Source organism: Novosphingobium aquae (genome assembly GCF_037572715.1).
Classification (GTDB): domain Bacteria; phylum Pseudomonadota; class Alphaproteobacteria; order Sphingomonadales; family Sphingomonadaceae; genus Novosphingobium; species Novosphingobium aquae.
In genome coordinates this window covers 138,419-164,786 of sequence record NZ_JBBHJY010000009.1, presented here as the reverse complement: position 1 = coordinate 164,786, position 26,368 = coordinate 138,419, and the positions used below count along the sequence as shown (strand labels likewise).

The 26,368-nt window shown below is 65.3% G+C and carries 21 protein-coding genes; 5 read left to right on the top strand and 16 right to left on the bottom strand.

Annotated features, from left to right (window positions below):
- Window positions 1-32: 32 nt before the first annotated feature.
- From WG900_RS16715 to WG900_RS16695, 5 genes are all read right to left on the bottom strand, one after another.
- Complete coding sequence (locus tag WG900_RS16715) at window positions 33-1,295, bottom strand: MFS transporter (RefSeq protein ID WP_339968928.1); 1,263 nt, start codon at window positions 1,293-1,295, stop codon at window positions 33-35.
- Window positions 1,292-2,695 carry an FAD-binding oxidoreductase gene (locus tag WG900_RS16710; RefSeq protein WP_339968927.1) on the bottom strand — a complete coding sequence of 468 codons (1,404 nt, stop codon included), beginning with the start codon at window positions 2,693-2,695 and terminating at the stop codon, window positions 1,292-1,294. Before WG900_RS16710 ends, WG900_RS16715 begins: the two co-directional genes overlap by 4 nt.
- Window positions 2,696-2,699: 4 nt before the next feature.
- Window positions 2,700-4,859 (bottom strand): TonB-dependent receptor, encoded by a 2,160-nt coding sequence (locus tag WG900_RS16705; RefSeq protein WP_339968925.1) that lies wholly within the window; start codon window positions 4,857-4,859, stop codon window positions 2,700-2,702.
- Window positions 4,860-4,981: 122 nt separating this feature from the next.
- Window positions 4,982-5,755: an SDR family NAD(P)-dependent oxidoreductase gene (locus WG900_RS16700; RefSeq protein ID WP_339968924.1), complete on the bottom strand. Its 774-nt coding sequence runs from the start codon at window positions 5,753-5,755 to the stop codon at window positions 4,982-4,984.
- A 5-nt stretch (window positions 5,756-5,760) separates the two neighbouring features.
- The gene (locus WG900_RS16695; protein WP_339968922.1) at window positions 5,761-7,269 is read right to left on the bottom strand and encodes a carboxylesterase/lipase family protein; all 1,509 of its coding nucleotides are present in this window, start codon (window positions 7,267-7,269) and stop codon (window positions 5,761-5,763) included.
- Between the two features lie 189 nt (window positions 7,270-7,458).
- Here WG900_RS16695 and WG900_RS16690 point away from each other — a divergent pair, with 189 nt between their 5' ends.
- On the top strand, window positions 7,459-9,102 hold the full coding sequence (locus WG900_RS16690) for a family 43 glycosylhydrolase (RefSeq protein ID WP_339968920.1): 1,644 nt from the start codon (window positions 7,459-7,461) through the stop codon (window positions 9,100-9,102).
- A 27-nt stretch (window positions 9,103-9,129) separates the two neighbouring features.
- On the opposite strand, the gene WG900_RS16685 is transcribed toward WG900_RS16690, so the two are convergent.
- The 4 genes from WG900_RS16685 to WG900_RS16670 all read right to left on the bottom strand — a co-directional run bounded on the left by WG900_RS16685 (window position 9,130) and on the right by WG900_RS16670 (window position 14,210).
- On the bottom strand, window positions 9,130-11,283 hold the full coding sequence (locus WG900_RS16685) for a catalase (RefSeq protein ID WP_339968918.1): 2,154 nt from the start codon (window positions 11,281-11,283) through the stop codon (window positions 9,130-9,132).
- Window positions 11,284-11,413: 130 nt separating this feature from the next.
- On the bottom strand, window positions 11,414-11,878 hold the full coding sequence (locus tag WG900_RS16680; protein ID WP_339968916.1) for a tRNA (cytidine(34)-2'-O)-methyltransferase: 465 nt from the start codon (window positions 11,876-11,878) through the stop codon (window positions 11,414-11,416).
- 40 nt (window positions 11,879-11,918) lie between these two features.
- Window positions 11,919-12,704 (bottom strand): SDR family oxidoreductase, encoded by a 786-nt coding sequence (locus WG900_RS16675; protein ID WP_339968914.1) that lies wholly within the window; start codon window positions 12,702-12,704, stop codon window positions 11,919-11,921.
- Window positions 12,705-12,731: 27 nt separating this feature from the next.
- Entirely contained in the window at window positions 12,732-14,210 is a 1,479-nt protein-coding gene (locus WG900_RS16670) for an aldehyde dehydrogenase family protein (protein ID WP_339968913.1), read from the bottom strand.
- A gap of 132 nt (window positions 14,211-14,342) precedes the next feature.
- Here WG900_RS16670 and WG900_RS16665 point away from each other — a divergent pair, with 132 nt between their 5' ends.
- Window positions 14,343-15,053 (top strand): FadR/GntR family transcriptional regulator, encoded by a 711-nt coding sequence (locus tag WG900_RS16665; RefSeq protein WP_339968911.1) that lies wholly within the window; start codon window positions 14,343-14,345, stop codon window positions 15,051-15,053.
- A 119-nt stretch (window positions 15,054-15,172) separates the two neighbouring features.
- Here the strand turns inward: WG900_RS16665 and WG900_RS16660 are convergent, their stop codons facing one another.
- The 7 genes from WG900_RS16660 to WG900_RS16630 form a co-directional block, all read right to left on the bottom strand.
- The gene (locus tag WG900_RS16660) at window positions 15,173-17,884 is read right to left on the bottom strand and encodes a xanthine dehydrogenase family protein molybdopterin-binding subunit (protein ID WP_339968909.1); all 2,712 of its coding nucleotides are present in this window, start codon (window positions 17,882-17,884) and stop codon (window positions 15,173-15,175) included.
- Window positions 17,881-18,372 (bottom strand): (2Fe-2S)-binding protein, encoded by a 492-nt coding sequence (locus tag WG900_RS16655; RefSeq protein ID WP_339968907.1) that lies wholly within the window; start codon window positions 18,370-18,372, stop codon window positions 17,881-17,883. Before WG900_RS16655 ends, WG900_RS16660 begins: the two co-directional genes overlap by 4 nt.
- A complete protein-coding gene (locus tag WG900_RS16650) occupies window positions 18,369-19,238 on the bottom strand; it encodes an FAD binding domain-containing protein (protein WP_339968905.1) in 870 nt (289 codons plus the stop codon). The genes WG900_RS16655 and WG900_RS16650 overlap by 4 nt, the downstream gene beginning before the upstream one ends.
- Window positions 19,235-19,930 (bottom strand): CoxG family protein, encoded by a 696-nt coding sequence (locus WG900_RS16645; RefSeq protein ID WP_339968903.1) that lies wholly within the window; start codon window positions 19,928-19,930, stop codon window positions 19,235-19,237. Before WG900_RS16645 ends, WG900_RS16650 begins: the two co-directional genes overlap by 4 nt.
- A gap of 125 nt (window positions 19,931-20,055) precedes the next feature.
- Window positions 20,056-21,318 carry an MFS transporter gene (locus WG900_RS16640; RefSeq protein WP_339968901.1) on the bottom strand — a complete coding sequence of 421 codons (1,263 nt, stop codon included), beginning with the start codon at window positions 21,316-21,318 and terminating at the stop codon, window positions 20,056-20,058.
- Between the two features lie 51 nt (window positions 21,319-21,369).
- On the bottom strand, window positions 21,370-22,161 hold the full coding sequence (locus WG900_RS16635) for a 2-keto-4-pentenoate hydratase (protein WP_339968899.1): 792 nt from the start codon (window positions 22,159-22,161) through the stop codon (window positions 21,370-21,372).
- Window positions 22,162-22,267: 106 nt separating this feature from the next.
- Complete coding sequence (locus WG900_RS16630; RefSeq protein WP_339968897.1) at window positions 22,268-23,758, bottom strand: UxaA family hydrolase; 1,491 nt, start codon at window positions 23,756-23,758, stop codon at window positions 22,268-22,270.
- Window positions 23,759-23,888: 130 nt separating this feature from the next.
- Between WG900_RS16630 and WG900_RS16625 the strand changes: the two genes are divergently transcribed.
- From WG900_RS16625 to kduD, 3 genes are all read left to right on the top strand, one after another.
- A complete protein-coding gene (locus WG900_RS16625) occupies window positions 23,889-24,899 on the top strand; it encodes a LacI family DNA-binding transcriptional regulator (RefSeq protein ID WP_339968895.1) in 1,011 nt (336 codons plus the stop codon).
- A gap of 77 nt (window positions 24,900-24,976) precedes the next feature.
- Window positions 24,977-25,609, top strand: a complete 633-nt coding sequence (locus WG900_RS16620) for an RpiB/LacA/LacB family sugar-phosphate isomerase (protein ID WP_339968893.1) — start codon at window positions 24,977-24,979, stop codon at window positions 25,607-25,609.
- 2 nt (window positions 25,610-25,611) lie between these two features.
- Window positions 25,612-26,367 carry a 2-dehydro-3-deoxy-D-gluconate 5-dehydrogenase KduD gene (gene kduD, locus WG900_RS16615; RefSeq protein ID WP_339968891.1) on the top strand — a complete coding sequence of 252 codons (756 nt, stop codon included), beginning with the start codon at window positions 25,612-25,614 and terminating at the stop codon, window positions 26,365-26,367.
- The last annotated feature ends 1 nt before the right edge of the window (window position 26,368 follow it).

Genomic DNA, 26,368 nt, shown 5'->3' with positions numbered 1-26,368 from the left:
CATGATACCTATCTGAAAGGTAGATGCAAGACCTATCTGACAGGTCCGGGCGCCAGCCGCATGGCAAGGGCAAAGCCGATGGCTCCAATCACGCTGACAGTTGTGCCGACAATGGCTAGCGCCTCGGCCAGATGTGTGCCGCCGCCGAGCATGGAGCTGACACCTGCGACCAGACTGGGACCCGCGCCGAATGCGATCAGTCCACCGATGGCGATGAAGCTGCCGACACATAGCCCGCGCAGTTCGTTGGGCAGCAATACGGCGATGGCGGTTGCGGTGATCAGGCCGGTGATGGTGCCGCCCAGCAGCAGGACGAACAGCGCAATGGCGAAGGTCGTGGTGGTGCCAGCCAGGGGAAACAGCGCCGCCGGCAGCGCCAGCAGCGAGGCAATCACCGCGCCGGTCAGCACGCCGCCGCGCCGGTGCAGCCGGTGTCCCCAGTCAGCACTTGCCCCGCCGATCAGCGCGCCGAGCACGCCCGAGCCAAAAATCACCGCCCCCATCCAGCCGGAGAACTGCTGCGGCGAGAGGTTGAAATTGCGGCTGAGGATCGGCGCGGCCCAGATCGCCGCCGAGGCATCGGCCATCAGCACGGCGGTCTGGCCAAGGAACAGCGGAATGAGGAACCGCCGGTAGGACCACAGTTCACCCGCGACAGCGCGCAGCGGCGCACCTGCGGCAACTTCCTGCTCCAGCCGGGGCGGCTCGCGCATCAGCAGTATCGCGGCGGTAACCAGGGCGCTGATCCCTGCCAGCGCAAGGTGGACGCTGCGCCACGCCTGCGGCCCTGCCGGGATCAGTCCCAGGAGCCATCCGGTGAGCGCAAAGGCCAGCGCGGTGCCGGCATATTTGCCAACTGTCAGCAGCAGAAGCGTGCGCCCGCGCTGATCGGGCAGGCACAGGTCCGCCGCGATCGAGATGGCGATGGCAGTCGAGATATTGGCCCCCAGTCCGGCTAGCATCCTTGCCACGAACAGCAGCGGCAGCGACGACGCCACGGCAGTCAGCGCAGTGCCCAGAGTCCACACCGCCGAAGTGATGAACAGGATCCGCACCCGGTTCAGCCGGTCGACCGCAAGGCCCACGGGGATCGAGAGCAGCGCCAGCGGGATCGAAACCGCCAGCCCCTGCAGCAGGCCCAGCTGGTTGTCGCTGAGGCCCAGCTCCGCGCGGGCCGCTTCCTGCACTGTGCTGAACGCGCCCATCATGGTGTTGCCCGCCGCCAGCACCACGGCCAGCAGCACGAGGGTGGGCAAGGCGCGGCGGTAGGTCAGCGGCGCTGGCGTGCCGGTCACAGCGAGAATATCTTGCCTGGGTTGAACAGGTTGTCCGGATCGAGCGCCCGCTTGATCGCCCGCATCACGTCCACTGCCTCACCCAGTTCGGCCTCGAGCCAGGCTTGCTTGCCAAGGCCGATGCCGTGTTCGCCGGTGCAGGTGCCGTCCATGTCGAGCGCGCGTTCAATCAGCCTGCCATTGAGCGCTTCAACTTCGGCGAGTTCGTCCGGCGAGTTCGGGTCGAGCGAGAAGACGACGTGAAAATTGCCATCGCCGACATGGCCGAGGATCGTGGCCGGGATCGCCGAACCGGCAAGATCGTCATGCGTGGCGGTAATGCATTCGGCCAACCGGCTGATCGGCACGCAGACATCGGTCGCCCAGCCGACCGCGCCGGGGCGCAGGTTGACGGCGGCGTAATAGGCCTCGTGCCGGGCGCGCCACAGCTTGGAGCGTTCCTCGGGCAGGTTCGACCACAGGAAGTCGCCGCCGCCGTTTGCTTCGGCGACGGACCGGACGAGTTCCACCTGCTCGGCGACTCCGGCAGCGCTGCCGTGGAATTCGAAGAACAGCGTCGGCAGTTCGGCATAGTCGAGCTTCGACCAGCGGTTGACCGCGCGGATCTGCATGGCGTCGAGAATTTCGACGCGGGCCAGCGGTACGCCGCACTGGATCGACTGGACAACGGTGTCGACCGCGCCCTTCAGGCTGGCGAACCCGCAGACGGCGGATGAGATCGTATCGGGGATCGGATGCAGTTTCAGCGTGATCTGTGTGATGATGCCGAGCGTGCCTTCCGACCCGACATAGAGCCGGGTGAGGTCATAGCCGGCGGCGCTCTTGCGCGCGCGTCGGCTGGTGCGGATCACCTTGCCGTCAGGGGTGACGACTTCAAGGCCCAGCACGGCGTCCTTCATCGTGCCATAGCGCACGGCGTTGGTGCCCGAGGCCCGGGTTGATGCCATGCCGCCCAGCGTGGCATTGGCGCCCGGATCGATGGGGAAGAACAGGCCGGTATCGCGCAGCCGGACGTTCAGTTCCTCGCGCCGCACGCCGGGTTCGATCACGCAGTCGAAGTCCTCGGCATTGATGGCGAGGATCCGGTCCATCCGGGTCAGGTCTAGGCTGACCCCGCCGCAGACCGGCGAGGCATTGCCTTCGATCGAGGTGCCGGCCCCGAAGGCCACGATGGGCACCCGCGCCGCACGGCACAGGTTGACCGTATCGACCACGTCCTGCGTCGATCCGGCAAAGACCACGGCATCGGGCAGGATCGTGGCAAAGTGGGTTTCGCTGGAGCCGTGGGCAGTGCGGACGGCATCTGCGGTTTGCAGCGCCGCCCCGAAACGCTCGCGCAGTTGCCCGAGGAACCCCTCTGGCAATGCGCAGCGTTCGGGCAGGGAAAGCGGCAGGCTCATCCTGTCAGAACTTGAAGCTGGCCCGGACGCCATAGCGCCGACCTTCGCCAACGATGCCCAGATCGGATGCAGGCAGGCCGGCAAGCTGAAGGGTGGTCTTCTCGATGTACGATTCCCAGTACTTCGTGTCGCCAAGGTTGGTGACAAACCCCTGCAGTTCGAAATTGCCCTGGCGGAAAGTGACCGAGGCATTGCCCAGCCAGTAGCCGTCAAGGAAAGTCGGCGTGGTCTGGTTGAGCGTCGCGGCGAGACGCTTGCCCTTGTATGTTGCCGATGCCCCGAAGGCCAGTTCGCTGTCACCGCCAAGCCCGATGGTATAGTCGGTGGCGATGTTGCCCATGACATCGGGCTGGAAGGTCAGCCGGTCGGACGAAAGCAGGCGGCCGGTGGTGGCAGTATAGGCGCTGGCATCGGTGATGCGCGCATGCATCACTGTCAGCCCGCCCGAGATCGACCAGGCAGGGATCGGCCGCAGGACGGCTTCGAGTTCGAGGCCGTAGCTTTCGACATCGCCGCTGTTGAGGTCGACTGTCACCAGCCCGCCGCCAGCCGCCGCGGCAATCGAATTGAGACCGATGTAGTCCTTGTAATCGTTGTAGAACAGCGCGCCGGCGAGGTAGATCTTGCGATCCGCCGAGGTGAATTTGCTGCCCAGTTCATAGGTCCAGGCGCTGTCACCCTTGTAGGTGCGCGACGGGGCCGTGGGGGCATTGAAACCACCGCCGCGATAGCCGCGCGCTACCGAGGCATAGGTCATCAGTTCGCTTGACCAGTTACGGGTAATCGACAGGCGCGGTTCGACCTGGTCCGACGAAATGCGCGCCTGCGGCAACGGGCCGCCGCTCGAACCCAGTGGTCCCAGCACGGTGACGACCGAGCCGATGGCCTGCCGCGCCTCGTGGTCGAAGCGCAGCCCCAGCGCCACTTCCCACGCGTCGGACGGCTTCCAGAACAGCGTGCCGAAGGCGGCGTAGGTATCGGCCTTGGTCTGGTTGTCCGTCAGGCGAACGACGTTGAACGGCAGTCCGGTGATGGCCGGCAGCAGCGTCGTCTCGTCATGGGCGCGGCTGGTCTCGCGGCTGTAGAACAGGCCGACAAGGCTGGAGAGCTGGTCCGAAATCGGGCTGTCGAGACGCGCTTCGAACGTGTTGGTCTTGAGCACGTCATTGCCGGTCGACCGGGCGAAGTTGGTGGGGCCGAAATCGACATCGGAATCAGGCGCACGGGTCTTGCGCTGATCATAGGCGCTGATCAGCGTCATGGTCGAAGCGCCAAGGCCGATCTCGGCCTTGGCGTTGATGCCCATGTACTTGAAATAAAGCAGGTTAGGCGCATTGAAGGCCATATCGCGTGTGTAAGCCGAAGTGCCGGTGATGCGCGAATAGGTGTTCTGCGCGCCGATCACCGAATCGTAATAGCCCTTCACCGTCAGCTTGAAATCGCTGCTCGGCGTAAAGCGCAGGGTGGCGTTGACCGAGTCTGTGTTGAGCGTATTGCCGTTGGTGTTCAGCAGGGTGTTGCGGATGAACCCGTCCTGCTGGCGGTGCGATGCGGCGACGCGGAAGGACAGCGTGTCTTCGATCAGCGCGCCCGAAAGCGAGCCCGAGACCAGCCAGGCATCGTCGGGCCCTGCATAGCTGGCCTGCACGCGGCCCGACAGTTCGTTGGTCGGCTCACGCGTGATGACGTTGATCGCGCCGCCCAGCGTGTTCTTGCCGTAAAGCGTTCCTTGCGGGCCGCGCAGAACCTCGATGCGCGACACGTCGAGCAGCGGGTTGTTGAGATAGCTGGTGTTGGGCTGATAGACACCATCGATGAACAGGCCGACGCCCGGCTGCACGGTCGAGACCAGCGTCACGCCAACGCCGCGAATGGCGATAAAGGCGCGGCCGGCACCGTCGCTGTTGATGCTGAGGCCCGGGGCGAGTGCGGCGGCTTCCCTGACCGAGTTGATCCCCCGGCTGGCCAGCGTGTCACCCGTGATCGCCGTTGCCGCGATAGGCACGTCACCCAGCGTTTCCTCACGCTTGCGCGCGGTGACGACGATGGCGCCGTCGTCCGCGGTGGCAGCTTCATCGGCGGGCGCGGCATCCTGCGCATAGGCGAAGGTGGGCGAAACTGCCGCGAGTGCGGTCGACATGGCAAGCAGGCGGCTGAGACGCATGGGAAATCCTCTCCTGACTGTCCGGACTCGGCGGTCCAGCGATTGACCTGTCATAGAGGTTTCAAACCTATCTGAAAGGTCTGGCGAGTTTGCCGATCGTCAGCCAGCCTGTGCCGATCGGCTCACCAGCAGGTATAGCCGCCATCGGCCAGCACGACGCTGCCGGTCATCAGGCTGGCAGCATCGGAGCAGAGAAACTGCACGACCGAGGCCACTTCTTCAGGCTCGCCAAGCCGGCCTTGCGGGGTGCCGTCGATCCATCGCTGGTACATTTCCCCCGACCGGTCGGCAAAGGCATTGAGGGGGGTTGCGATATAGGTCGGTGCAACGGCGTTCACTCGCACGCCGCGATCGGCCCATTCGGCGGCAAGGCTTCTGGTCAGCTGATGCACGGCCGCTTTGGAGGCGTTGTAATAGGCTTGCGGCTGCGGGCGGTTGACGATGAACCCGCTCATCGACCCGACATTGACGATCGCGCCAGACCTGGCCGCCAGCATGTGCCGCCCGAACGCGCGTGCGCACCAGAATGATCCGTTGAGGTTGACGTCGATCACGTTCAGCCAGTGTTCGTCGGAAACGTCCTGCGCCGGCGTTTCGCTGCGCGCGATGCCGGCGTTGTTGACGAGGATGTCGATGCGGCCTTCATGTGCGGCCATGGTGTCGGCGGCGAGATCGACCGCCGCTGAATCGGTCACGTCGAGCAGCTGGGTGGCGATGAGATGCCCCTTGGCGCGCAGGCTTTCGGCACCGGCGGCGAGCAGGTCAGTGTCGCGGTCGCCGATGGTTACGCGCGCGCCGGCTTCGGCAAGGGCATCGGCGCAGCACCAGCCGATGCCCTGTGCGCCGCCGGTGACAAAGGCCGTCCGGCCATCGAGCCGCAGCTTTTGCAGGTACATCGAGGCTATTCCGGCAAGTGCGCGGCGGCGGGCATGACCGGCTCGGAAATCGCCTCGCCCCGGTCAAGCTGAAAGACCTGGCGGGTGGTCACGTCGTAGGGCCGCCACGGCAGCGAGCCATCGCGCGCGAAGCCCACCCACAGCGCGTGGACCCGCTCGGCCAGCTCGGCGGGCGGGTTTTCGCCGGCCAGACCCGCTGCGCCGGTGGCCAGCGGCAGGGTCTTGAACACGAAGGGCAGCTCCATCCCGTGGCACGCGCCCAGCTCTCCGCCGCAGGCCGGGGAGCGCCAGTCGAGTTCGTACATCCAGCACTTGCCCTGATGCGCTGCCGCATATTGCCTGGCGGGCCAGCGGAACACGAGATCAGTCAAGGCGCGCGTAAAGGCATCGCCAACGCTCACGCCCTTGCGGCCCAGACCGTAGGCGGCAAGCACCGCGCCGGCATCGGGGTGCGACTTCCCGATGATCCAGCGCGCCATCAGCTTGCCGATGAAGCCCTTGAGCTTTGCCCGGACCCCGGTGGGCACGAAGTAGAGGTTCATTTCGTCGGCGTTGCTGCCGATCAGCACGTCGATGTCCTTGCCGGCGCCGCGCTTCAAGGCCTCCAGCGGTGGCAGCGGCAGCACCTCATCGCCGTGGACCGGAATAAAGCGGCTGATCCCGAAAACCGGCTCGCGTCCCTCGGCATCGCGCAGGTCGATCCGCGCGGTGGGCTTGCTCACCGCCTCGATGGCCTGCATCGCCGCCTCGTCGGTCATGCCGGCAAAGCCTGCCGCGTCGGGTGCGACGCGCAGAATTTTGGCCAGCTTGCGAACCAGTCGCTGCGCCACGCCGATATCGCGAACCATCGCGCCGTGGCCGCTCTGGATGATGGCGCGCCTGAACAGCCCCCGGGCCAGCGGGGAGGTGACAAGGTCGGCTGTCGCCATGGCCCCGGCGCTTTCGCCGAACAGCGTCACGTTCGCCGGATCGCCGCCGAAAGCCGCGATATTGTCCTGCACCCAGTGCAGCGCGAACAGGATGTCGTGCAGGCCCAGATTCGTCGGCGCGCCGGGCACCGGCAGGAAGCCGTCGATGCCGAGCCGGTAATTCATCGAGACGCAGACCACGCCCGAAGCGGTAAAAGCGCTGCCGTCCTGAATCGGCGCGTCCTTGCTGCCGATCACGAACCCGCCGCCATGGATGAAAACCATGACCGGATGCGGTCCGGCGGCGACCGGCGCCCAGACGTTGAGCTTCAGGTAATCGCGGCCGCCGATCCCGCCCTTGCCGACCAGCGGCACCACGTCGAGCCCGGGAAAGTCCTTGATCACTTGCGGCGCGCAGTCACCCGGTTCGTTCGCCCGGCGCAGTTCCGGCCAGCTCGCCGGCGCGGTGGGCATGGCAAAACGCACGGGCGGCGCGGCATAGGGAATGCCAAGGTACCGCACGATGCCGCCGGCAACTTCGCCGGCAAGGTTGCCATATGCGGTTCGCACGGTCGGTCCGCTGGGCGGGGTGTGGATGTCAGCCATTTGACCAGCTTACCAGATCGCCTTGGCCTTGCAGCACTGGTGCCTGTGCCGGGAGAACGTTTTGCTGTGCCGGAGCGCAGACTGCGCTTTCGCGGGCGGGTGGCAGCGCAGAGATCCTGATGCCGTGAAGGGTCTTGCCGCCGTGCAATCTCCTATATAGAATATATATTCTAAAAGAGGAGAGGGTGCATGGAATCGCGCAGGACAGCCATGAAGCTGACGCTGGCTGGAGCCGTCGCGGCGAGCCCTGTAGCCGCCAGGGAATCCCGCCCACGGCCTTGCGCCCGTGCCGCTTCAGACCACTCTTCCCTCGTTGCTACGGTCTGGGCACGCGGTATCGAAGGGCAGCGCATCGCCGACCTGGGCGATGGCCGCTACCTCAATCCCGTGCTGGCGGGCGACTATCCCGACCCGACCGTGCTGAAAGACGGCGACGATTATTACATGACGCATTCGTCGTTCGATTCCGCGCCCGGATTGCTTATCTGGCACTCGCGCGATCTGGTGAACTGGCGGCCGCTGGCAACCGCGCTGGCCAAGCCGCTGGGGACTGTCTTTGCTGTCGATATCGCCAAGCACGACGGCCGCTACTTCATCTACATCCCCTTCATGAAGGCACCGTGGTCCACGGATCTGGCCAGCTTCGCCAACACCTATGTCATCTATGCGCCATCGATGGCTGGGCCATGGAGCGATCCCATCGACATGAAGATCGGCGGCCTGATCGATCCCGGCCATGTCGTGGGCGAGGACGGGCACCGCTACCTGTTCTTCAACAACGGCAAGCGTGTGCGGCTGACGGCGGACGGCCTCGCCACCGCCGGCCCGGTCGAGACCGCCTATGAAGCCTGGCGCTACCCCGACGACTGGATCACCGAGGCCTATTCGCCCGAAGGCCCCAAGCTGTTCCGGCGCGGAGACTACTTCTACCTCGTCAATGCCGTCGGCGGCACCAGCGGCCCGGCGACCGGGCACATGATCGTCGCCGCGCGCTCGCGCTCGATCCATGGGCCATGGGAGAACTGTCCGCACAATCCGATCCAGCGCACGCTGTCGTCGGCGGAAATGTGGTGGTCGCGCGGCCATGCCACCTGCCTCGAGGCTCCGGGCGGAGAGTGGTTCATGGTCTATCACGGCTATGAGCACGGCTATCACACGCTGGGGCGGCAGACCCTGCTGGAGCCCATCGAATGGACCGCCGACGGCTGGTTCCGGGCCAAAGGCGGGGACCTGTCAAAGCCGCTGCGCAAACCGGGCGGGACTGCGCTCGTCCACGGTATGCCGCATTCCGACGCGTTCACGGCAAACCGGCTCGGCTCGCTGTGGAACCTTTATGGCGGCGTCCCCGGCGAGACCAGCCGGATCGGCATTGGCGGCGGCTTGCTGGAACTCAAGGCCAAAGGCAAGGGGCCAGCCGGCGGCGCGGTGCTGACCCAGCAGGTCGGCGACCGCGCTTACGAAATTACTGTCGAGATGGAACTGGTGGGCGCTGCCACGGGCGGCCTACTGCTGTTCTTCGATGACCGTCTGTTCCTGGGCATGGGCATCGATGGCACCCGGATGACGACTTATCGCGGCGGAAAGGCCTCCTACTGGCCCGAACCGGCACCGCCGACGCGCCATCTGCACATGCGCATCACCAATCAAGACCAGATCGTCACGTACCATTACAGTCTCGACGGCAAGACCTGGACGCGGCACGGCGTGCGAAGCGAAGTGTCGGGCTACAATGCCAACACGATCGACAACCTGCTCAGCCTGCGCCCTGCGCTGTTTGCAGCGGGTGAAGGCAGCGTGAAATTTCGCAATTTCGCGTACCGGGCGCTGTCCTGACACGGAGCGCGCCCGGCACGTTTGGCATCAGGCGAGATCGCGCACCTTGGGCTCGCGGTCCCAGTGGCGCACGGCGCCGACTTTCATGAAGTCCTCGAACTTCGGAACGCCGGCGTCGATCTCGACATTGGCCTTGGGCAGCAGGTGTTCGCGAGTGCCGCCGCAAGCAGCAATCGTCTTGCAGTGCGCATAGGCATCGGCGAACCACTGCACGGCGCCGGCGTCCTTCGCCAGCATCGCGGCACGGTCAGGCATGAGCAGCGCAGCGACGGCATCGAACATGACCGAAGGCGTGCCCGCCAGCTGGCCATCGGCCTTGAGCGTGCCGCCCTTGACCTTGATCGGCCCGACCTTCGGCGCAACGAGCTTCACGCGTCCGCCATCGGCCTCAATCGCGGCCATGAGCTGGTCGATCGCTGCCTTGTCGGAGCCCTCATCATAAAGGATGCCGACGGTGCGGCCCTGCAGCGTCTTGAGCGCTTGCTTCTGGATCGACAGGGCATCCGACGTGCCAAGGTCAACCGGCTCGCGCTTGGCCTTGGCCTTGGCCGGCACGTCCATGGCCAGACCATCCGCAACGCGCTGGGCCAGGTTTTCGTCGATATTGCGCAGACGGCTGAGGACGCGGGTGCGGACTGGCTCGATCACCACCTTGGACAGTTCGAACACCAATGCCGAGGCCAGATGCGCCTGCTCGTTTTCGGTCAGCGACAGGAAGAACATCCGTGCCTGGCTGTAATGATCGCCGAACAGCTCGGCACGTACCCGGACCTTCTCGGTGGGATCATTGCGCTCGGCATTTTCGGTGAAGCTCGAGAAGCCGGTCTCCGGACATTCGCGCGGGCCGCCGGTCTCGCCGGCATCGGCAAGCGAGTTTGGCTCGTAGTTGGCGCGGCCGGTGGGAACCAGCGTCTGCATCATGCCGTCGCGCTGGAAGTTGTGGAACGGGCATTTGGGCGCGTTGATCGGGATCTGGTGGAAGTTGGTCGTCCCCAGCCGCGACTTCTGCGTGTCGAGGTAAGAGAACAACCGCCCCTGCAACAGCGGGTCGTTGGAAAAATCGATGCCGGGAACGATATTGGTCGGCATGAAGGCGACCTGCTCGGTCTCGGCAAAGAAGTTGTCGACATTGCGGTTGAGCGTCATCCGGCCGATGATCTCGACCGGCACCAGTTCTTCCGGGATCAGCTTGGTGGCATCGAGCACGTCATAGGGCTGCGCGGCGGCGAATTCCTCGTCGAACACCTGAATGCCAAGGTCCCAGGCGGGGAAGTTGCCGCTATCGATCGCCTCGAACAGGTCGCGGCGGTGGAAATCGGGATCGGCACCGGCAATCTTGACCGCTTCGTCCCAGGTCGTCGATTCCAGACCCAGCACCGGCTTCCAGTGGAACTTGACGAACTTGCCTTCGCCCTTGGCATTGACCAGCCGGAAGGTGTGGACACCGAAGCCTTCGATGTTGCGCAGGGTGCGCGGGATTGTGCGATCGGACATGGCCCACATGATCATGTGCATCGATTCCGGCATCAGCCCGATGAAGTCCCAGAACGTGTCATGTGCGCTGGCCGCCTGCGGAAATCCGCGGTCGGCTTCCATTTTCACGGCATGGACAAGGTCGGGAAACTTGATCGCGTCCTGAATGAAGAACACCGGGATATTGTTGCCGACCAGATCCCAGTTGCCCGCCTCGGTATAGAACTTGACCGCAAACCCGCGCACATCGCGCGGGGTGTCAACCGATCCTGCGCCGCCTGCGACTGTGGAGAAGCGGGTGAAGACGGGGCAGGTGTTGCCCTTCTTCTGGAACAGTGCGGCCTTGGTCAGTCCGGGGATCGCCTTGGTCACTTCGAACACGCCGTGCGCTGCAGAGCCGCGGGCGTGGACGATGCGTTCGGGAATGCGTTCATGGTCGAAGTGAAAGATCTTCTCGCGCAGGATCAAGTCTTCGATCAGCGTCGGTCCGCGCTCCCCGGCCTTTAGCGAGTTCTGGTTATCGGCAATGCGGTGACCGAAATTGTCGGTCAGGTGATCGGTGCCGCTGGAATGGTCGCCATCGTGGGCGATCTGCTGGTGCGTTTCGCCGGCATTGCCGGTCGCTTCGGTGGGGACCATGGCGCCCGATCCGGGGGCACGTTCATGAAGGGCGTTCTGATTGGCGGGGGAAGCTGAGGGTTTTTTCATGGCTGCTGGTTCCTGTGCAGGCGCACGCCCGGATCGACGAGGATCGCGGCGCGCAGACGGTCATCAGGAGAACGAGCGAGGGATGGGATTGTTGCGCGGCGGGCCGAAATTCCCTCGCCGAGACGTCGCTTCAGGGCGCCGGAACTTCGGGCAGAAGCGCGGTCTGCCGCATGGCCTCGCCCAGCGCGAGCGCGGCGGCGGTGGCGAGATTCATCGATCGCACTTCGGCGCGGATGGGCAGGAGGAGCCGCGCATCGCACGCCGCAGCGATAGGGGCGGGAACGCCGGCGCTTTCCTTGCCGAACAGCAACACATCGTCCGGCTGGAAGGCGAAATCGTAGGCCGATCCTGCGCCCTTGGTGGTGAACAGCAGCAGGCGGCTGCCGCCCAGCGTTTGGCGGAAGGCGTCGAAGCCGGCGTGGCGCGTTATCGAGACATGGTCGATGTAGTCCATCGCCGTGCGGCGCACGCGCCTGTCATCCCAATCGAAGCCCATCGGCTCGATCAGGTCCACGCCCGCGCCAAGGCAGGCGCCCAGCCGCAGGACGGCACCGACATTGCCGGCAATCTCGGGTTCGTAGAGGGCGACGCGCATCGCGGCTGAATGGCGGCGCGCGCGCTCCCTGACAAGCCTCTTAGGGGCGCATCACCCAGCCGCCGTCGATGTGGATCGTCTGCCCGGTGATCCATGCGCCAGCCTCCGAACACAGCAGCAGCGCCGTGCCGACCAGTTCGTCCGGCTCGCCGCGCGGGCGGGTGGCGCAGTTCATTGCGAGGTACTGGATGAACGGCGAATCGTCGGGCACCAGCAGCTTGCCGGCGTCAGACTTCACATTGCCCGGCGCGATGGCGTTGCAGGTGATGCCCTCCTTGCCGAGCTGCTTGGCGATTGTCGTCGTCAGCCCGACCAGCGCCAGCTTGCCGATGCCGTAAATCGATGTGGCCGGGAAAGCCCCGCCCGAAGTCTGGTTGAGGATGCGCCCGCCACCTCGCTCGCGCATCGCCGGGACTACGGCCTGAGCGCAGAGCATCGCGCCGGTGAGGTTGACCGAGAGAATCTTGTTCCATTGGTCGAGCGGCACGTCGGCGATGGTCAGCTGGCCGAGTTCGGCCATCATCGCCGCGTTGTTGATCAGGATGTCGATGCCGCCAAAGGCATCGACTGCCGCCTGCGCCATGGCGAGAGTGGAGTCCTGATCTGCCACGTCGACCTGCACCGCCACCGCCGTGCCACCGGCGTCAACAATCTCGTCCGCCACGGCCTGCGCGCCTTCGAGGTTGAGGTCCGCGGCGACGACTGAAGCACCAGCAAGCGCGAAGCCTAGCGCATAGGCGCGGCCGATCGAATTTCCGCGCCCGCCGGCGCCGGTGACGATGGCGACCTTGCCGTCAAGGCGGAACTGGTCAGTGGTGAAGGCCATGGGATATTCTCCGCAGAAGGGTAAGGGTCAGGCGGGAGGAGCGAGGCTCATCCACACGTTCTTGGGCTGAAGGAATTCGTTGAGGCCCTCGATACCACCAAGCCGGCCGTGGCCGCTCTTGCGGAAGCCGCCGAAGGGGCAATTGGGCTGCATCGCCTCGCCCGAACCGTTGACGTGGATCATGCCCGCGTCGAGCTGTCCGGCGACATGATGCGCGCGGCGCAGGTTCTGGGTGTGGACATAGGCGCCCAGCCCGAATTCGGTGCTGTTGGCCAGCGCGATCGCCTCTTCCTCGGTGTCGAAGGGGGTGACGACCAGCACCGGGCCGAAGACCTCGGTCTGGGCGATGTGGCTGTCCGGCGCGACATCGGCGAGGATTGTGACCGGCAGGAACGAACCTGCCGCATGGTCACCGCCGAGCCGCGCGCCGCCGCAGACCAGCCGCGCGCCGTCGGCCGTGCCGCCGTCGATCAAGGCACTGATGCGGGCCAGTGCAGCCTCGGAAATCACCGGGCCAAGCGTGGTCGCCGGATCGAAAGGATCGCCCACAGCGATGGCACCGGCGATGCCGCCGAGGATCTGCAGGTACTGCTCATAGACGCCGCGCTGCACCAGCAGGCGCGTGCCGTTGACGCAGCCCTGTCCGTTGGACGAGACCGCGCCGGTGATGCCCTTCTTCGCCGCCAGCATTAGGTCGGCATCGTCGAACACGATCACCGCCGACTTGCCTCCCAGTTCCAGCCCGACCGGCTTGAGGCTTTGCGCCGCATTGGCCAGAACCTTGCTGGCGGTCGCGCCTGAACCGATGAATTCGATCTTGGCGATGCCAGGGTGTGATACCATCGCTTCGCCCACGTCCGCGCCGCCGGTGACGAGGTTGACGACGCCGGCCGGGAAGCCCGCCTCAAGCATCATCTCGACCAGCTTCATCGCCGAATAGGGCGCAAGGTCAGGCGATTTCAGCACCACGCAATTGCCCGCGGCGAGCGCAGGGGCAATGACCATGGTGGCGGCGAACAGCGGTCCGTTCCAAGGCACGATAACGCCGACCACGCCGTAGGGTTCATAGGACACGTAATCGTGTGCGGGGGCGCCCCACATCGGCACGGTGCGGCCGTGGATCTTGTCACACCAGCCGCCGAAATAGCGGAACTTCTGCGCCGCGTCATAGCCCATGTAAGGCGCGGTCATCGCCACCGAGCCGTTTTCCGACACCAGCGACGGCGCGAATTCGGCCGAACGCGCCTCGAACATCTCGGCCAGTTTGAAAAACAGGTTGCGGCGCTTGTCGCCGGGCATGGCCTTCCACGCGGGCAGCGCGGCCTTGGCGGCGGCGACGGCGCGGTCGACATCGGCGGGGCTGGCCATGCGGATCTCACGCGTGACCACGCCGGTGCCGGGATAGACGTGGGCTACGGTCTCGCCGCTGCCCTGCATCTCGCGTAAGTCACCGATGATCAGCGGGTATTGCGGCAGGACGCTCGCGTCCGGGTTCCTGAAAGCCATTTTGCACCACTCCCATGACTCGCGCCGGCGAATCTGTTGTCTGCACATTATAGGCAGATCAATTGCGGTACAATCCCGTTATTCCCGCAAGATCGCTGTTGCGTTGGCCAATTATAGGCATATTATAGGGCGATGGAACCGCGCGAAGTCATTTCCGGAAGCAAACCCAAGCTGGTCGAGTTGATGGCTGACCGCTTGCGGGAGCGGATCTTTGCCCAGGAACCCGGCGCGTCTCTGGGCTCGCTCAACGATCTCGCCCGCGAAATGGGCGTCGGCATCGTCACCGTGCAGCAGGTCGCGCGTGTGCTCGAACACGAAGGTCTGCTCGATGTGCGGCGCGGGCCGGGCGGGGGCTATTTCGGGCGGCGGCCTGACATTACCAGCCTCGAACGCTCGTTTGGTGCCTACCTGCGTAGCGAGCCGACATCGTGGGAAGAAGCACTCGACATCACCTCGCTGCTGTTCAACGAACTCTGCGCCGCCGCCGCGCGCTGCCGGGATGAAGGGCAGTTTCCGGTGCTTGAAGCGATTGGCGCGGAGATTGCGGCGAGCTTGGCGGAAGCTCAGATCGGCCCGCTCGAAGGGCGCTTGCAGGAGCAGCTGTTCCGCATGGTCCGCCGCCCGCTGTTCGAAATGCTGACCCGTGTCGCCATGGGCGTTTCGGAGTCGCGGCAGGCCGATACGACCTTCCGCTGGGGCTTCGGACTTGAGCAATGGCAAGCGAGCCGCACCGCGATCATCCGCGCCGTTCTCGCGCGGGATGCGGACCTTGCCCATTTCGAGGCGAACCGCACCAACCGCCGCGTAGTGCTGCGGATCCTGGAAGAAGCGGCGGCCGCATGATCATTCACAAGACCCGCTCATCCTGAGCCTGTCGAAGGATACCGCGCGACCCTGGGCCGCCTCCCGACACCCTTCGACAGGCTCAGCGTGAGCGGAGGTGGGAGTGGGATGCCGCGTGCTCAGGCCCTTGTGCCACTGACCTTTGCCGATCCGAACATGCCCATCTTGCACTTGCCCGCCACGGCATCTCCGTCAAACTGAAGGTCGTACTTCAGCGTGATCTTCATCGGCTTTTCGACCTTGAGATCGAAGCGCAGCCGTCCGTCTTCCAGCACGCCGCCAGCGAATTCCTGACTGCCTTCCGGGCTGTTGAAGGTCCCCTCCACGGCGCTGCCGGAGGTGCGGAAAGTCACGACCATGGCCTGCGGGCCCATCGGTGTCTTGAGCACCATGTTCCAGTCGCCGTCGATCGAGACGGGGCCGCAAGGGGCTGCGACTGGCTCTGGTGCGGCCGCTACAGCAGGCGCTGCGGCAGGAGGCGGAGGTGCGCCTGCGGGCGCCTGCGAGGGTCCCGAAACATTGCGCTGCTCGATCACGTCGAGAACCCGCGCCGGGGTCAGCGGCAGGCGCAGGTCCTCGATCTCGCCAAAGGGGGAAAGCGCGTCGGCAATGGCGTTGACCAGTGTCGGCGGGCCAATGATCGCCCCGCCTTCGCCCACGCCGCGCATGCCGCCGATGGTCTTCGACGGGGTGTTGGCGTGGACGAATTCGATCATCGGCACGTCGCTGATCGCGGGCAGCAGATAGTCCTTGAACGTCGCCGCCTGCGGGTTGCCGCGCGCGTCGTAGGGCATGTCTTCAAGCAGGACCATGCCGATCGCCTGGGCCAGGCCGCCCGAAATCTGTCCTTCGACCACGCCGGGATTGATCACCGTGCCGCAGTCCTCGCTGCTGATCCAGCGCAGGATCTTTACGAAGCCGGTGTCGGCATCGACCTCGACCACGCAGGCGTGCGCGGCGCTGGTCAGCGTCATGGGCGGCGGCTGATAGCGGAACTGCGCTTCGAGGCCGGTTTCGAGACCGGGTGGCAGCCGGTCCGGCTCGCCATAGGCAATCGCGGCAAGCTCACCGATCGAGCGCGACATTTCCGGCGCGCCCGACACATGGACCACGCCGTCAGCGATGGTCACGCTCTCAGGCGAGGCGTTATAGAGGTGCGCGGCGAGTGCCTTGACCTTGTCCGACAGCATTTCCGCCGCGCGGATTGCTGCGCCGCCGCCGATCACGCCCTGCCGGCTTCCCGCTGCACCGGGGCCAAAGCCGCCATGTGCGCTATCGCCTTCGAACACGGTGACATCCTCGTAAGGCACGCCCAAACGGTCGGCGATGCACTGTGCCATGGTCGTCGCGGTGCCGTGGCCCTGGCTATGCGTGGACATGGCGGCGGTGACCTTGCCGGTCGGCTCGATCCGCACTTGCGCCAGTTCGCCGGTCATCGGAGCCATCGAACCGGCGGAACCGGTCGGTTCGATATAAGCGGCCATGCCGAGCCCCAGATAACGGCCTTCCTTCCGCGCCTCAGCCTGTTCCTTGCGGAACGCGGCGACGTCGAAATACTGGACCAGTTTGTCGAGGCATTCGCCCGGCGTGATGTCATCGACCGGAATGCCCATCGATGAAACCGCAGGCTGATCCTTGAGGTAAACAAGATTGCGGCGGCGGATTTCGACCGGGTCGATGCCGATCTTGCGCGCAGCCTTGTCGAGCAGAGTCTCACGGATCAGCGATTCCATCGCCCATGGACCACGATAGGCGGCGAGGCCGTTGGTATTGGAATACCAGCCGCGGCTGAGGAACGAATAGGCCGGGAGCTTGTAAGCCGCCCAAAGGAACATGTGGACAGCGATGTTGCTGTCCGCGCCTTGCGGGTAGGCGCCATTGTTGCAGTCATAAACGCCGTGGCTGGCGAGCATCCTGCCCTGCTCATCAAAGCCGACGTCAAGTGTCATTTCGGCCTCGCGTGCCTGGCACGATGCGGTCAGCGCTTCCCAGCGGTCTTCGGTCCACTTGAGCGGACGGCCAGTGAGCCATGCCGCGCAGATCACCGCGCATTCTTCCTTCCACGGGGTGTTCTTCAGCCCGAACGAGCCGCCGACATCCTTGGAGATCACGCGGATCGAGGTGCTCGGCAGGCCAAGCGCGAGGCTGACCCAGCGGGCGATGTTGTGCGGGCTCTGGCAGGTGATGAACAGCTTGAGTTCTTCCGGCCCCTCGCGCGTGGCAAGGATGGCGCGGTTTTCCATCGGTGCCTGTGAAATGCGCTGATGGATGACCTTCTGCTTGATGCGGAAGGCAGCGCTTGTCAGCACGGCGGCCATCTCCTCCTCAGGTTCTTCGTCACCGATTTCGGCTGCGACATTGCCATCGGTGCCGGGGTGGATCGGCGCCATGGCCTTGGCGTCGGCCAGCGTTACCACCGGATCGAGTTCCTCGATTTCCACCTCGATCAGCGCGGCAGCATCTTCAGCCAGCGCGCGGCTTTCCGCGATCACAAGCGCGAAGGGATCGCCCACATATTGCACCAGTTCCCCTGCGAGCGGGGTGACCGGCACTTCCGTTGGCGCGAAGAAGAAGCTCATCATCGTGATCGGCCGCTTGGCCAATTCTTCGGCGGTGAGAACGCCATAGACGCCGGGCACATCGCGCGCCGCTTCGGTATCGATCCGCACGATCCGCCCGCGCGCCACCTGGCTGCGGGCGAAGGCGACGTGGAGCATTCCGGGCACCACGACATCGTCCGTGAACTGGCCATGCCCGGTAAGCAGCCGCGCGTCTTCCTTGCGCTCTAAGCGCTTGCCGATCAGGCGGGCAGAGCCAACGCCGGCGCTCATGCCGTGGCTCCCTGGCCGACGGTGCCTTCTGCGAGCGCCTTTGCGGCCTTGCGAATGCCCTGATAGCCGGTGCAGCGGCAGATGTGCCCCGACATGGCCTTGACCAGTTCGGCCTCGTTCGTCTGTTCATTGCGATCCAACAGTGCGGCGAAAGTGCAGACCACGCCGGGCGTGCAGAAGCCGCATTGCAAGGCGTGATTTTCGCGCATCGCCTGCTGGACGGGGTGGAGCGTGCCATCGGGCGCGGCGAGGCCTTCGGCGGTGGTCACTGTCGCGCCGTCCGCCTGAACCGCGAGCATCAGGCAGGATCGCACCGCCGCGCCATCGACGATCACCGTGCAGGCACCGCAGACGCCGTGTTCGCAGCCCATGTGGACGCCGGTCCAGCCGCCGTCACTCCGCAGGAAATCGCCCAGACTGGTGCGCGCTTCGGTCGTCGCGCAAAGCCGCGCGCCGTTGACCGTCATTTCGACCTTGTGCTCGCTCATGCTGCTTCTTTCACTTGGGCCGCTGCGCGCAGGGTCTTTTCGAACAGGCGCTTGCCCACGGTGCGGCGGTATTCGGCGCTGGCGTGGTGATCGTCGAACGGGGCGGTGGTCCGAAGGGCGAGTTCGGACAGGGCGGCAACGTCAATGGCGTCGAGTGACTGGCCGACCAGCGCCGCCTCGGCCTCGGTCATGGCAACGGGGATCGGCCCCATGGCCATCCATGCCAGACCGGCGCGGGCGATCTTGCCGCCACCCAGCGCCAGCGCGCCGACCATGCCGGTCAGGGCGAAGTCACCGGGGCGCTGGGCCAGTTCATTGAACAGCACCAAGTGTCCCTCGCCCCAGTCGGGATAGACAATGCCGGTGACCAATTCGTCGGGCTCAAGTGCGGTCATGTAGGGGCCGATGTAGAAGTCCCGCGCGGCGAGTGTCCGGGTGCCGCGCACCGAGGCGATCTCGATCGTTGCACCCAGCGCAACGGCGCAGGCGGGCATCTCCGCCGCCGGTTCGCCCAGCGCGACCGATCCGCCCACCGTGCCGCGATTGCGTGTCTGGTGATGGCCGACATGGCCGAGCGCGCGGACGAGCGCGGGGACGTATCGGGCAAGCGTCTCGTCGTTCAGCGCGGCCGCTTGCCGGGTGGCGGGGGCCACGCGGGTGCCGCCGGCCACGCGGGTGACGCCGGAGAAGCCCTCGATATGATTGACGTCGACGAGGATGAACGGCTGGCTCATCCGCAGGTTGAGCAGCGGCATCAGCGTCTGCCCGCCAGCGATCACCGTCGCGCCGCCGCCCGCTTCGGAGAGGATCGCGCAGGCCTCGGCCACAGTTTTCGGCGCGACGTAGTCGAAGGGCGCGGGCTTCATCGCCCGCCCCCGCGCTTGCCCGCTTCAAAGGCCGCGGCTGCGACGATCACGAGCAACGCCAGCACCAGCGAAACCATGCCGCCCGAAGTGCCGCTTGCGCCAAGGTAGTAGCCGACGAGGATCGCCATGAGCAGCGCTGCCACCCAACCCCAGATTGATCCCGAATGCGCGGCGCTATGCGTGCGGGCCGCGACGGGTGCGGCGGTCGTTGCAGGAGCTGCGGCCGCAGCCTCAACCACCGGAGAATCACCACCGCCGACCACCTCGCCGAATTTGGCAAAGAACTTGCCGGCAAGGTTCTTCGCTGTCGCATCGATGATCGGGCCGCCCAGCTGCGCCATGCGGCCGCCGACTTGCGCATCGACATCATAGGACACCAGCGTGCCGCCGCCCGGCGCGTCGGACAGGCGGACCTTCGCGCCGCCCTTGGCGCTGCCGGCAATCCCGCCATTGCCCGATCCGCTGATGGTGTAGCCATTGGGCGCATCGATATCGGACAACTGGACCTTGCCCTTGAAGCGCGCACCAATGGGGCCGATCTTGATTTCTGCGACGGCGGCGAAGCTGTCTGCGCCTTCTTTGGTCAGGCTCTGGCAGCCGGGGATCGCTTGGCGCAGCACCTCGGGATCGTTGAGCGCGGCCCAGACCTTGTCGCGCGGGGCGGCAATCCGCTGCTCGCCGGACATCTGCATGTGATTACAATCCTTCCCCGCCTTCGACCTATGATCTTGTGTGTCTCATAAGGTCTGTCGAAGGCGTGGGTCAAGGATAGGCGATTGCGGCCTTACCGCCAGAGCGAAGTAATCGCGCCGGCGCTTCAGACGTCCGCCCGCGTCAGCTTCGGGCTGAGCATATGGATGCAGCCGACCGCGAGGAAGTAGACCACCGTGCAGGCCGCAAAGATCAGCGTGTAGTTGCCGTTCGTCGCATCGAGCACCAGCCCGACCGACTTGGCCATGATCATGCCGCCGATGCCGCCGGCAAATCCGCCCAGCCCGATGACCGAGGCCACGGCGCGTTTGGGGAACATGTCTGGCGGCAGCGAAAGCAGGTTCGACGAGAATGACTGGTGCCCGGCCAGCGCAAGGCCGATCAGGCCCACGGCAAGCCACATGTTCTGCAGGCCGGTGACGAACAGCAGCGGCACCACGCAGCAGCCCGAAATGAGCAGCGTTACCTTGCGCGCGAAATTCGCCGAGTGGCCCTTCTGGATCAGCTTCGATGACAGCCAGCCGCCGGCGATCGAGCCGATGTCTGACAGCAGGTACATGATGATCATCGGCAGCAGCACGACCTTCAGATCGACGTTGTAAGTCGAGGCGAAGTACTTGGGTAGCCAGAACAGCATGAGGAACCACACCGGATCGGTAAGGAACTTGGCGACGGCAAAGGCCCATGCCGAACGCGTCCGCATCAGGCTGGTCCAGGCGATTTTCTCGACCGATTCTGCTGGATCCTGCTCGATCCAGGCGAGCTCGCCTTCGCTCACCTTGCCGGAGTCGCGAGGCGAAGAATAGTGCCAGCGCCACAGAACCAAGAGGACCACGCCGAACAGCCCGGTGTAGATGAAGGTCTGCCGCCAATCGAGGCCGAGCGAGATCATGAAGAAAGCGATGGTCGGCGCGGTGAGGATAACGCCGATGGTCGTCGCGCTGTTGACCCAGCCGATGGCATAGGCGCGTTCCTTTTGCGGGAACCATTCGCTGCTGGCGCGCACGACGGAGGGGAAATGCCCCGCCTCGCCAACGCCCAGCACCATTCGCGCCGCCATGAACGAGGCGACGCTGGAGGCGAAGCCATGCGCGACATGGCCCAGCGTCCAGATGCAGATCGCGATGGTATAGCCAAGTTTCGGGCCAAAGCGGTCAATGATCCAGCCCATCAGCAGGAATCCAAGCGCATAGGCGGCCTGGAAGGCGGTGACGATGTTGCCGTAGTCGTTCTCGCTCCAGCCCAGCTCCTTGCCGAGCGTCGGGGCCAGCAGGCCGAGCATGGTGCGATCAATGTAGTTCACCGTGGTGGCGAAAAACAGCAGGGCGACAATCGTCCAGCGGTAACGGCTTGGTGCTGCGGCCTGCATCGATCTCTCCCGGTCGTATTTTGTCCTGCCTAGGTCCCCAGGCGGAATTGGTCAAACCACTTTTGCAGTCCCGATAGTGCAGCAAACCGAACCGTGCATGCCAAAGACAGCTTCGACGCGCTGGCCGGGCGCTACAGGGTGAACACCGGTGATGGCGCCGCTCGAAACCCAGACACCCTTGGAAATGTCGATGCCCCGGCTGGCGAGATTGGCGAGCAGGAACCGCACCGCGCCATAAGGGCCGTCCAGCATCGTTGCCGCCGTCGCCGTACCGATCACTTCGCCGTCAATCAGCGTCCGCACAGGAATCGCGCAAAGGTCGACGTCCTGCCAGCCTTCCACTGCCGCGCCGACCACAAGGCCGTGGTTGTTGCCGTAATCGCTTGCCGTCACCGCCGGGCCATCGCTGTTGATGCCGGGATAGGGGGAGCTGGCAATTTCGATCCCCAGTCGCACTTCGTCAATGACGAGGCGGGTTTCGGCGTCCGTCTGGGGGCGGGCTTCGGCATTGCCGGGTGCGATGTGAAGCAGCAGTTCCGCCTCAGCCGCGGCAAAACCTTCGGCGAAAACCGGCATTTCCGGCACGCTGTCTGCGGCGACCACGACGGTATCGGCGAAGATCGGCCCGGCAAGGCGGTTGGCGCCCAGCTCTGCGTCGAGCGGAGGATTGATCCGGCCGACCTTCCAGCCGACGATCATCCGCCCGTCGATCGCGATCGCGGCATCCTGGATCTGATAGGCACCGGCAAGGTCCTGCGGCGCTGTACCGGGGTAATCCGGCAAGGCGCGGGCATGACGGCGCGCGTCCACGAAAGCTTCGGCTATTGCCCGGAAGTCACCCATATCCCCCACGATCCGCTTGGCTTGCAATGGTCATCTGGCCACGGTTGCGACCTTGGCGGCGGTGCCTATAGGAAACCGGTGTCATACGCAAGACACCGCGCGAAAATCACAGCGTGACACCGCGTTTCCAGATGGCAATCGCGCGCTGTCCGGCGCGTTCCGCGGCGGTTGGCTGGCCGCTCGCGTGGTCAAGCAGGCAATCGAGAAAGGCGGCGTCCGCAGCCTCTGTCCCTTCGTCCAGCCCGCGCGATGCGTCAAAGTCGATCCAGTGCGGCTTGGCACCTGCCAGCGTGCGATTCGACGCGACCTTGATCGTTGGCACGGGGAAGCCGAGCGGTGTGCCGCGCCCCGTAGTGAACAGCACCATGGTTGCCCCCGCCGCTGCGAGCGCGGTTGAAGATACAGCGTCGTTCCCCGGTGCTTCGAGCAGCGTCAGACCACCGTCCGGGGCCTGCGCTCCATAGTTCGCCACGTTGCACAGCGTAGCCGTCCCCGCCTTCTGCACCGCGCCGAGCGACTTCTCCTCCAGCGTGGTGATCCCGCCGGCAAGGTTGCCGGGCGAGGGGTTTTCCGAAACCGGTAGGCCTTGATCGAGGTAATAGCGCTTGAAGCGGTTCACCAAGGCGGCCCCGGCGGCAAATGTCGCGGCATCGCGCGACCGGGCGAGCAAGGCCTGTTCGGCCCCGAAAATCTCGGGAATTTCGGTGAGGATCGCCGTCCCGCCCGCTGCGCAGAGCCGGTCGGTCAGCCGTCCGAGCAACGGATTGGCGGTAAGGCCGGACAGCCCGTCCGATCCGCCGCATTTCAGGCCCACGCGCAGCGCTGACAGCGGCAAGGCCTGCCGCCGCGCAGTGGCCGCCTGTTCGACCAGCTCATCGACCAGCCGCGCGGCCTCGGCCAGTTCATCGCCCGCGCTCTGGCTGGATAACATACGCACCTTGCCACGTGCCGCATCGGGCACGTCTTCGAGCAGGCGGTCCAACTGGTTGCTCTCGCAGCCCAGGCCGAGGAGCAACACGCCCGCCGCGTTGGGGTTGGCTGCCAGCCCTGCGAGTGCGGCGCGGGTGCCGGCCAGATCATCGCCCAGTTGCGAGCATCCGTGTGGGTGGGCATAGGCGTAGATGCCGCCGATCCGCCCGGTGTGGCGCTGCATGGCGTCGCGCGCGACCTGTTCGGCGGTGAGGCCGACGCAGCCGACGGTGGGCAGGATCCACACTTCGTTGCGCGTTGCGGCGAGGCCATCGGCGCGCAGATAGCCTTGCCATTGAAGCTGCTGCGCGGCTGGTGCGGGTTTGAGCGCCAGATTCAGCCCCTCGCTATACTCAAGTTCGCCAGCCAAAGCCGTCGCCAGATTGTGGCTATGGACATGCTCGCCCGGAGCAATGTCCTGCGTCGCCACGCCAATGGGCAAGCCGTACTTGGTGACGACATCCCCCGCCGCATGGGCGCGCAGAGCGAGCTTGTGACCTTGGTCGATCGCCTCGCGAAGCAGAACACCGGCATGCTCGCCCGCCGCCAGCGGACGCAGCGCGACGGCGACCGAATCGTCGGGGTGGACACGCAAGGCGCTGCCGGGCGGGAATGTAAGAATCGTCATCAGCCTGCTGCAATTTGGGAAACCGGTGTCAATATGTGCCTCTTGCCCTTCCGCAAGGCAAGGAAAGTCGATAAGACCGCGCCATGCGGGGCAATCGGGCGCACCGCGAGAGGACCGACAGGGGCACTGGGTGAAGAGTACGGGACAACCGACGATCAACGATGTTGCCCGCATTGCCGGCGTGTCGAAGAAGACCGTCAGCCGCGTGATCAACCGTTCGCCGCTGCTCAATCAGGCGACGCGCGAAAAGGTCGAGGCGGTGATTGCCGAGCTGGCCTATGTGCCCAACCCGCAAGCCCGCGCGCTGGCGCTGCGGCGCAATTTCCTGCTCGGGCTGATCCACGACAACCCCAACGCGCAGATGGTGCTGAACTTTCAGGAGGGCGTTCTCGATGCCATCCAGGGCACCGAATTCGCGCTGGTTGTCCGCCCGGTCGATCGCCACAGCCCCAGCCTGTTCGACGATATCCGTAAATTCATCGAACAGCAGCGACTGTACGGCGTGATGATCCTGCCGCCGCTTTCGGAGAATGATGCGCTGGCTGCCCTGTTCCGCGAGCTTGGCTGCAATTACGTGCGCATGGGTTCCGCCCCGCTCGACGATGCCGCGCATCTGGTGCAGTCGAACGACCGGCAAGCGGTGCGCGATGCGGTGGCCTACCTCGTCGCGCAGGGGCATACCCGCATCGGGCTGGTGCAGGGGCCGGACGGCTTCCGCTCAGCCGCCGAACGCGAGCTGGGCTGGCACGATGCCATGGAGGCCGCGGGCCTGCCGCACGGGCCCGACCTGATGGCACGCGGCAACTATACCTTCGAAACCGGGCGTGAAGCTGGCGGCAAGCTGATCGACGCTGCCGAGCCGCCCAGCGCGATCTTCGCCAGCAATGACGTGATGGCCGCCGGGGTGCTTCACGCCGCGCGCGGCCGGGGGCTCGACGTGCCGCAGGACCTGTCGATCGTCGGCTTCGATGATACGGCCATCGCCACTGCCATCTGGCCGCCGCTGACCACGGTGCGCTGGCCGATCCGCACAATGGCCCGCTCCGCCGCGCTCAAGCTGATCGACCCGGAGGCGGCATCGGGCGAACAGTCGCTGTTTCCGACCGACTTCATCGCCCGCGCATCTGTAGCCCCCCGGTAGGTCTGAGCTTGCCTTTGGCTATGACACCGGTTACCTAGAGCGGGCCAAACGTAGTTCCAGCACGAAAGAATGACTCCATGAAGATCGCCCTGATCATTGAAAACAGCCAGGCCGCCAAGAACGCCATCATCCACGATGCGCTGACCAGCGTGGCCGAGCCGCTGGGCCACCAGGTGTTCAACTATGGCATGTACACGGCCGAGGATTCCGTCTCGCTGACCTATGTGATGAACGGGCTGCTCACCGGCATCCTGCTCAATTCGGGCGCGGCCGATTTCGTCGTCACCGGCTGCGGCACGGGCATGGGATCGATGCTCGCGGCGAACGCGATGCCGGGCGTGTTCTGCGGTCTGGTGATCGATCCGACCGATGCCTTCCTGTTCAGCCAGATCAATGACGGCAACGCGATTTCGATGCCCTATGCCAAGGGCTTCGGCTGGGCAGCGGAACTCAACCTGCAGGACTGCTACCGCAAGATCTTCGAGAACGAGGGCGGGGTCGGATACCCCAAGGAACGCGCCGCGATCATGGCCAAGAACCGCGGCATCCTGAAGGACCTCAAGTCGGCCTCGTGCCGCGATATGCTGACGGTGCTCAAGACGGTCGATCAGGACCTGCTCAAGGCGACGATCGCTGGCGAAAAGTTCGCTGACCTGTTCTACCCCAATGCTACCGATCAGGCCATCGCCGACTACCTCAAGGCGCTCTGATCGTGGCGATCTCGTTCAGCCTCGAAGGCAAGGCGGCGCTGGTGACCGGGGCCAATACCGGCATCGGGCAGGCCATTGCCGTGGCCCTGGCAGAGGCAGGGGCGGACGTTGCCATCGCCGGTCGTAGCGAACCGACCGAGACGCTCCGCGCGATCGCGGCGACCGGGCGCAAGGCGGTGAACATCAAGGCTGATCTGTCTTCGATCGAGCCCGTCCAGCGCGTTATCGATGAAGCTCTGGCTGGGCTCGGGCGGCTCGACGTGCTGGTCAACAACGCCGGGATTATCCGCCGCGATGACCTGCTCCAGTTCTCCGAAGCGGACTGGGACGCGGTGATCGACACCAACCTCAAGACGCTGTTCTTCCTCAGCCAGGCGGCAGCGCGCCACATGGCGGAGCGCGGGTCGGGCAAGATCATCAACATCGCCAGCCTGCTCACCTTTCAGGGCGGCGTCCGCGTGCCGAGCTATGCGGCGGCCAAGTCGGGCGTCGGCGGCGTGACCAAGGCCATGGCCAACGAACTTGCGCCCAAGGGCGTGCAGGTCAACGCCATCGCGCCGGGCTATATCTCCACCAACAACACCACGGCCCTGCGCGAGGATGAAACCCGCAACCGCCAGATTCTGGAGCGCATCCCCGCCGGTCGCTGGGGCCGCGCAGAGGATATTGCCGGGGCGGCGGTGTTCCTTGCCTCACCCGCTTCGGACTATGTCACCGGCCATATCATGGCAGTCGACGGCGGCTGGTTGGCACGCTAAC

What these genes read in the sequence shown, in the direction of transcription:
- WG900_RS16700 (WP_339968924.1), bottom strand. Translation starts at nt 5,755, where the DNA reads ATGTACCTGCAAAAGCTGCGGCTCGATGGCCGGACGGCCTTTGTCACC.
- WG900_RS16675 (WP_339968914.1), bottom strand. Translation starts at nt 12,704, where the DNA reads ATGGCCTTCACCACTGACCAGTTCCGCCTTGACGGCAAGGTCGCCATC.
- WG900_RS16670 (WP_339968913.1), bottom strand. Translation starts at nt 14,210, where the DNA reads ATGGCTTTCAGGAACCCGGACGCGAGCGTCCTGCCGCAATACCCGCTG.
- WG900_RS16710 (WP_339968927.1), bottom strand. Translation starts at nt 2,695, where the DNA reads ATGAGCCTGCCGCTTTCCCTGCCCGAACGCTGCGCATTGCCAGAGGGG.
- WG900_RS16645 (WP_339968903.1), bottom strand. Translation starts at nt 19,930, where the DNA reads ATGCAGATGTCCGGCGAGCAGCGGATTGCCGCCCCGCGCGACAAGGTC.
- WG900_RS16685 (WP_339968918.1), bottom strand. Translation starts at nt 11,283, where the DNA reads ATGAAAAAACCCTCAGCTTCCCCCGCCAATCAGAACGCCCTTCATGAA.
- WG900_RS16650 (WP_339968905.1), bottom strand. Translation starts at nt 19,238, where the DNA reads ATGAAGCCCGCGCCCTTCGACTACGTCGCGCCGAAAACTGTGGCCGAG.
- WG900_RS16635 (WP_339968899.1), bottom strand. Translation starts at nt 22,161, where the DNA reads ATGGGTGACTTCCGGGCAATAGCCGAAGCTTTCGTGGACGCGCGCCGT.
- WG900_RS16690 (WP_339968920.1), top strand. Translation starts at nt 7,459, where the DNA reads ATGGAATCGCGCAGGACAGCCATGAAGCTGACGCTGGCTGGAGCCGTC.
- WG900_RS16665 (WP_339968911.1), top strand. Translation starts at nt 14,343, where the DNA reads ATGGAACCGCGCGAAGTCATTTCCGGAAGCAAACCCAAGCTGGTCGAG.
- WG900_RS16680 (WP_339968916.1), bottom strand. Translation starts at nt 11,878, where the DNA reads ATGCGCGTCGCCCTCTACGAACCCGAGATTGCCGGCAATGTCGGTGCC.
- WG900_RS16630 (WP_339968897.1), bottom strand. Translation starts at nt 23,758, where the DNA reads ATGACGATTCTTACATTCCCGCCCGGCAGCGCCTTGCGTGTCCACCCC.
- WG900_RS16620 (WP_339968893.1), top strand. Translation starts at nt 24,977, where the DNA reads ATGAAGATCGCCCTGATCATTGAAAACAGCCAGGCCGCCAAGAACGCC.
- WG900_RS16695 (WP_339968922.1), bottom strand. Translation starts at nt 7,269, where the DNA reads ATGGCTGACATCCACACCCCGCCCAGCGGACCGACCGTGCGAACCGCA.
- WG900_RS16660 (WP_339968909.1), bottom strand. Translation starts at nt 17,884, where the DNA reads ATGAGCGCCGGCGTTGGCTCTGCCCGCCTGATCGGCAAGCGCTTAGAG.
- WG900_RS16705 (WP_339968925.1), bottom strand. Translation starts at nt 4,859, where the DNA reads ATGCGTCTCAGCCGCCTGCTTGCCATGTCGACCGCACTCGCGGCAGTT.
- WG900_RS16655 (WP_339968907.1), bottom strand. Translation starts at nt 18,372, where the DNA reads ATGAGCGAGCACAAGGTCGAAATGACGGTCAACGGCGCGCGGCTTTGC.
- WG900_RS16640 (WP_339968901.1), bottom strand. Translation starts at nt 21,318, where the DNA reads ATGCAGGCCGCAGCACCAAGCCGTTACCGCTGGACGATTGTCGCCCTG.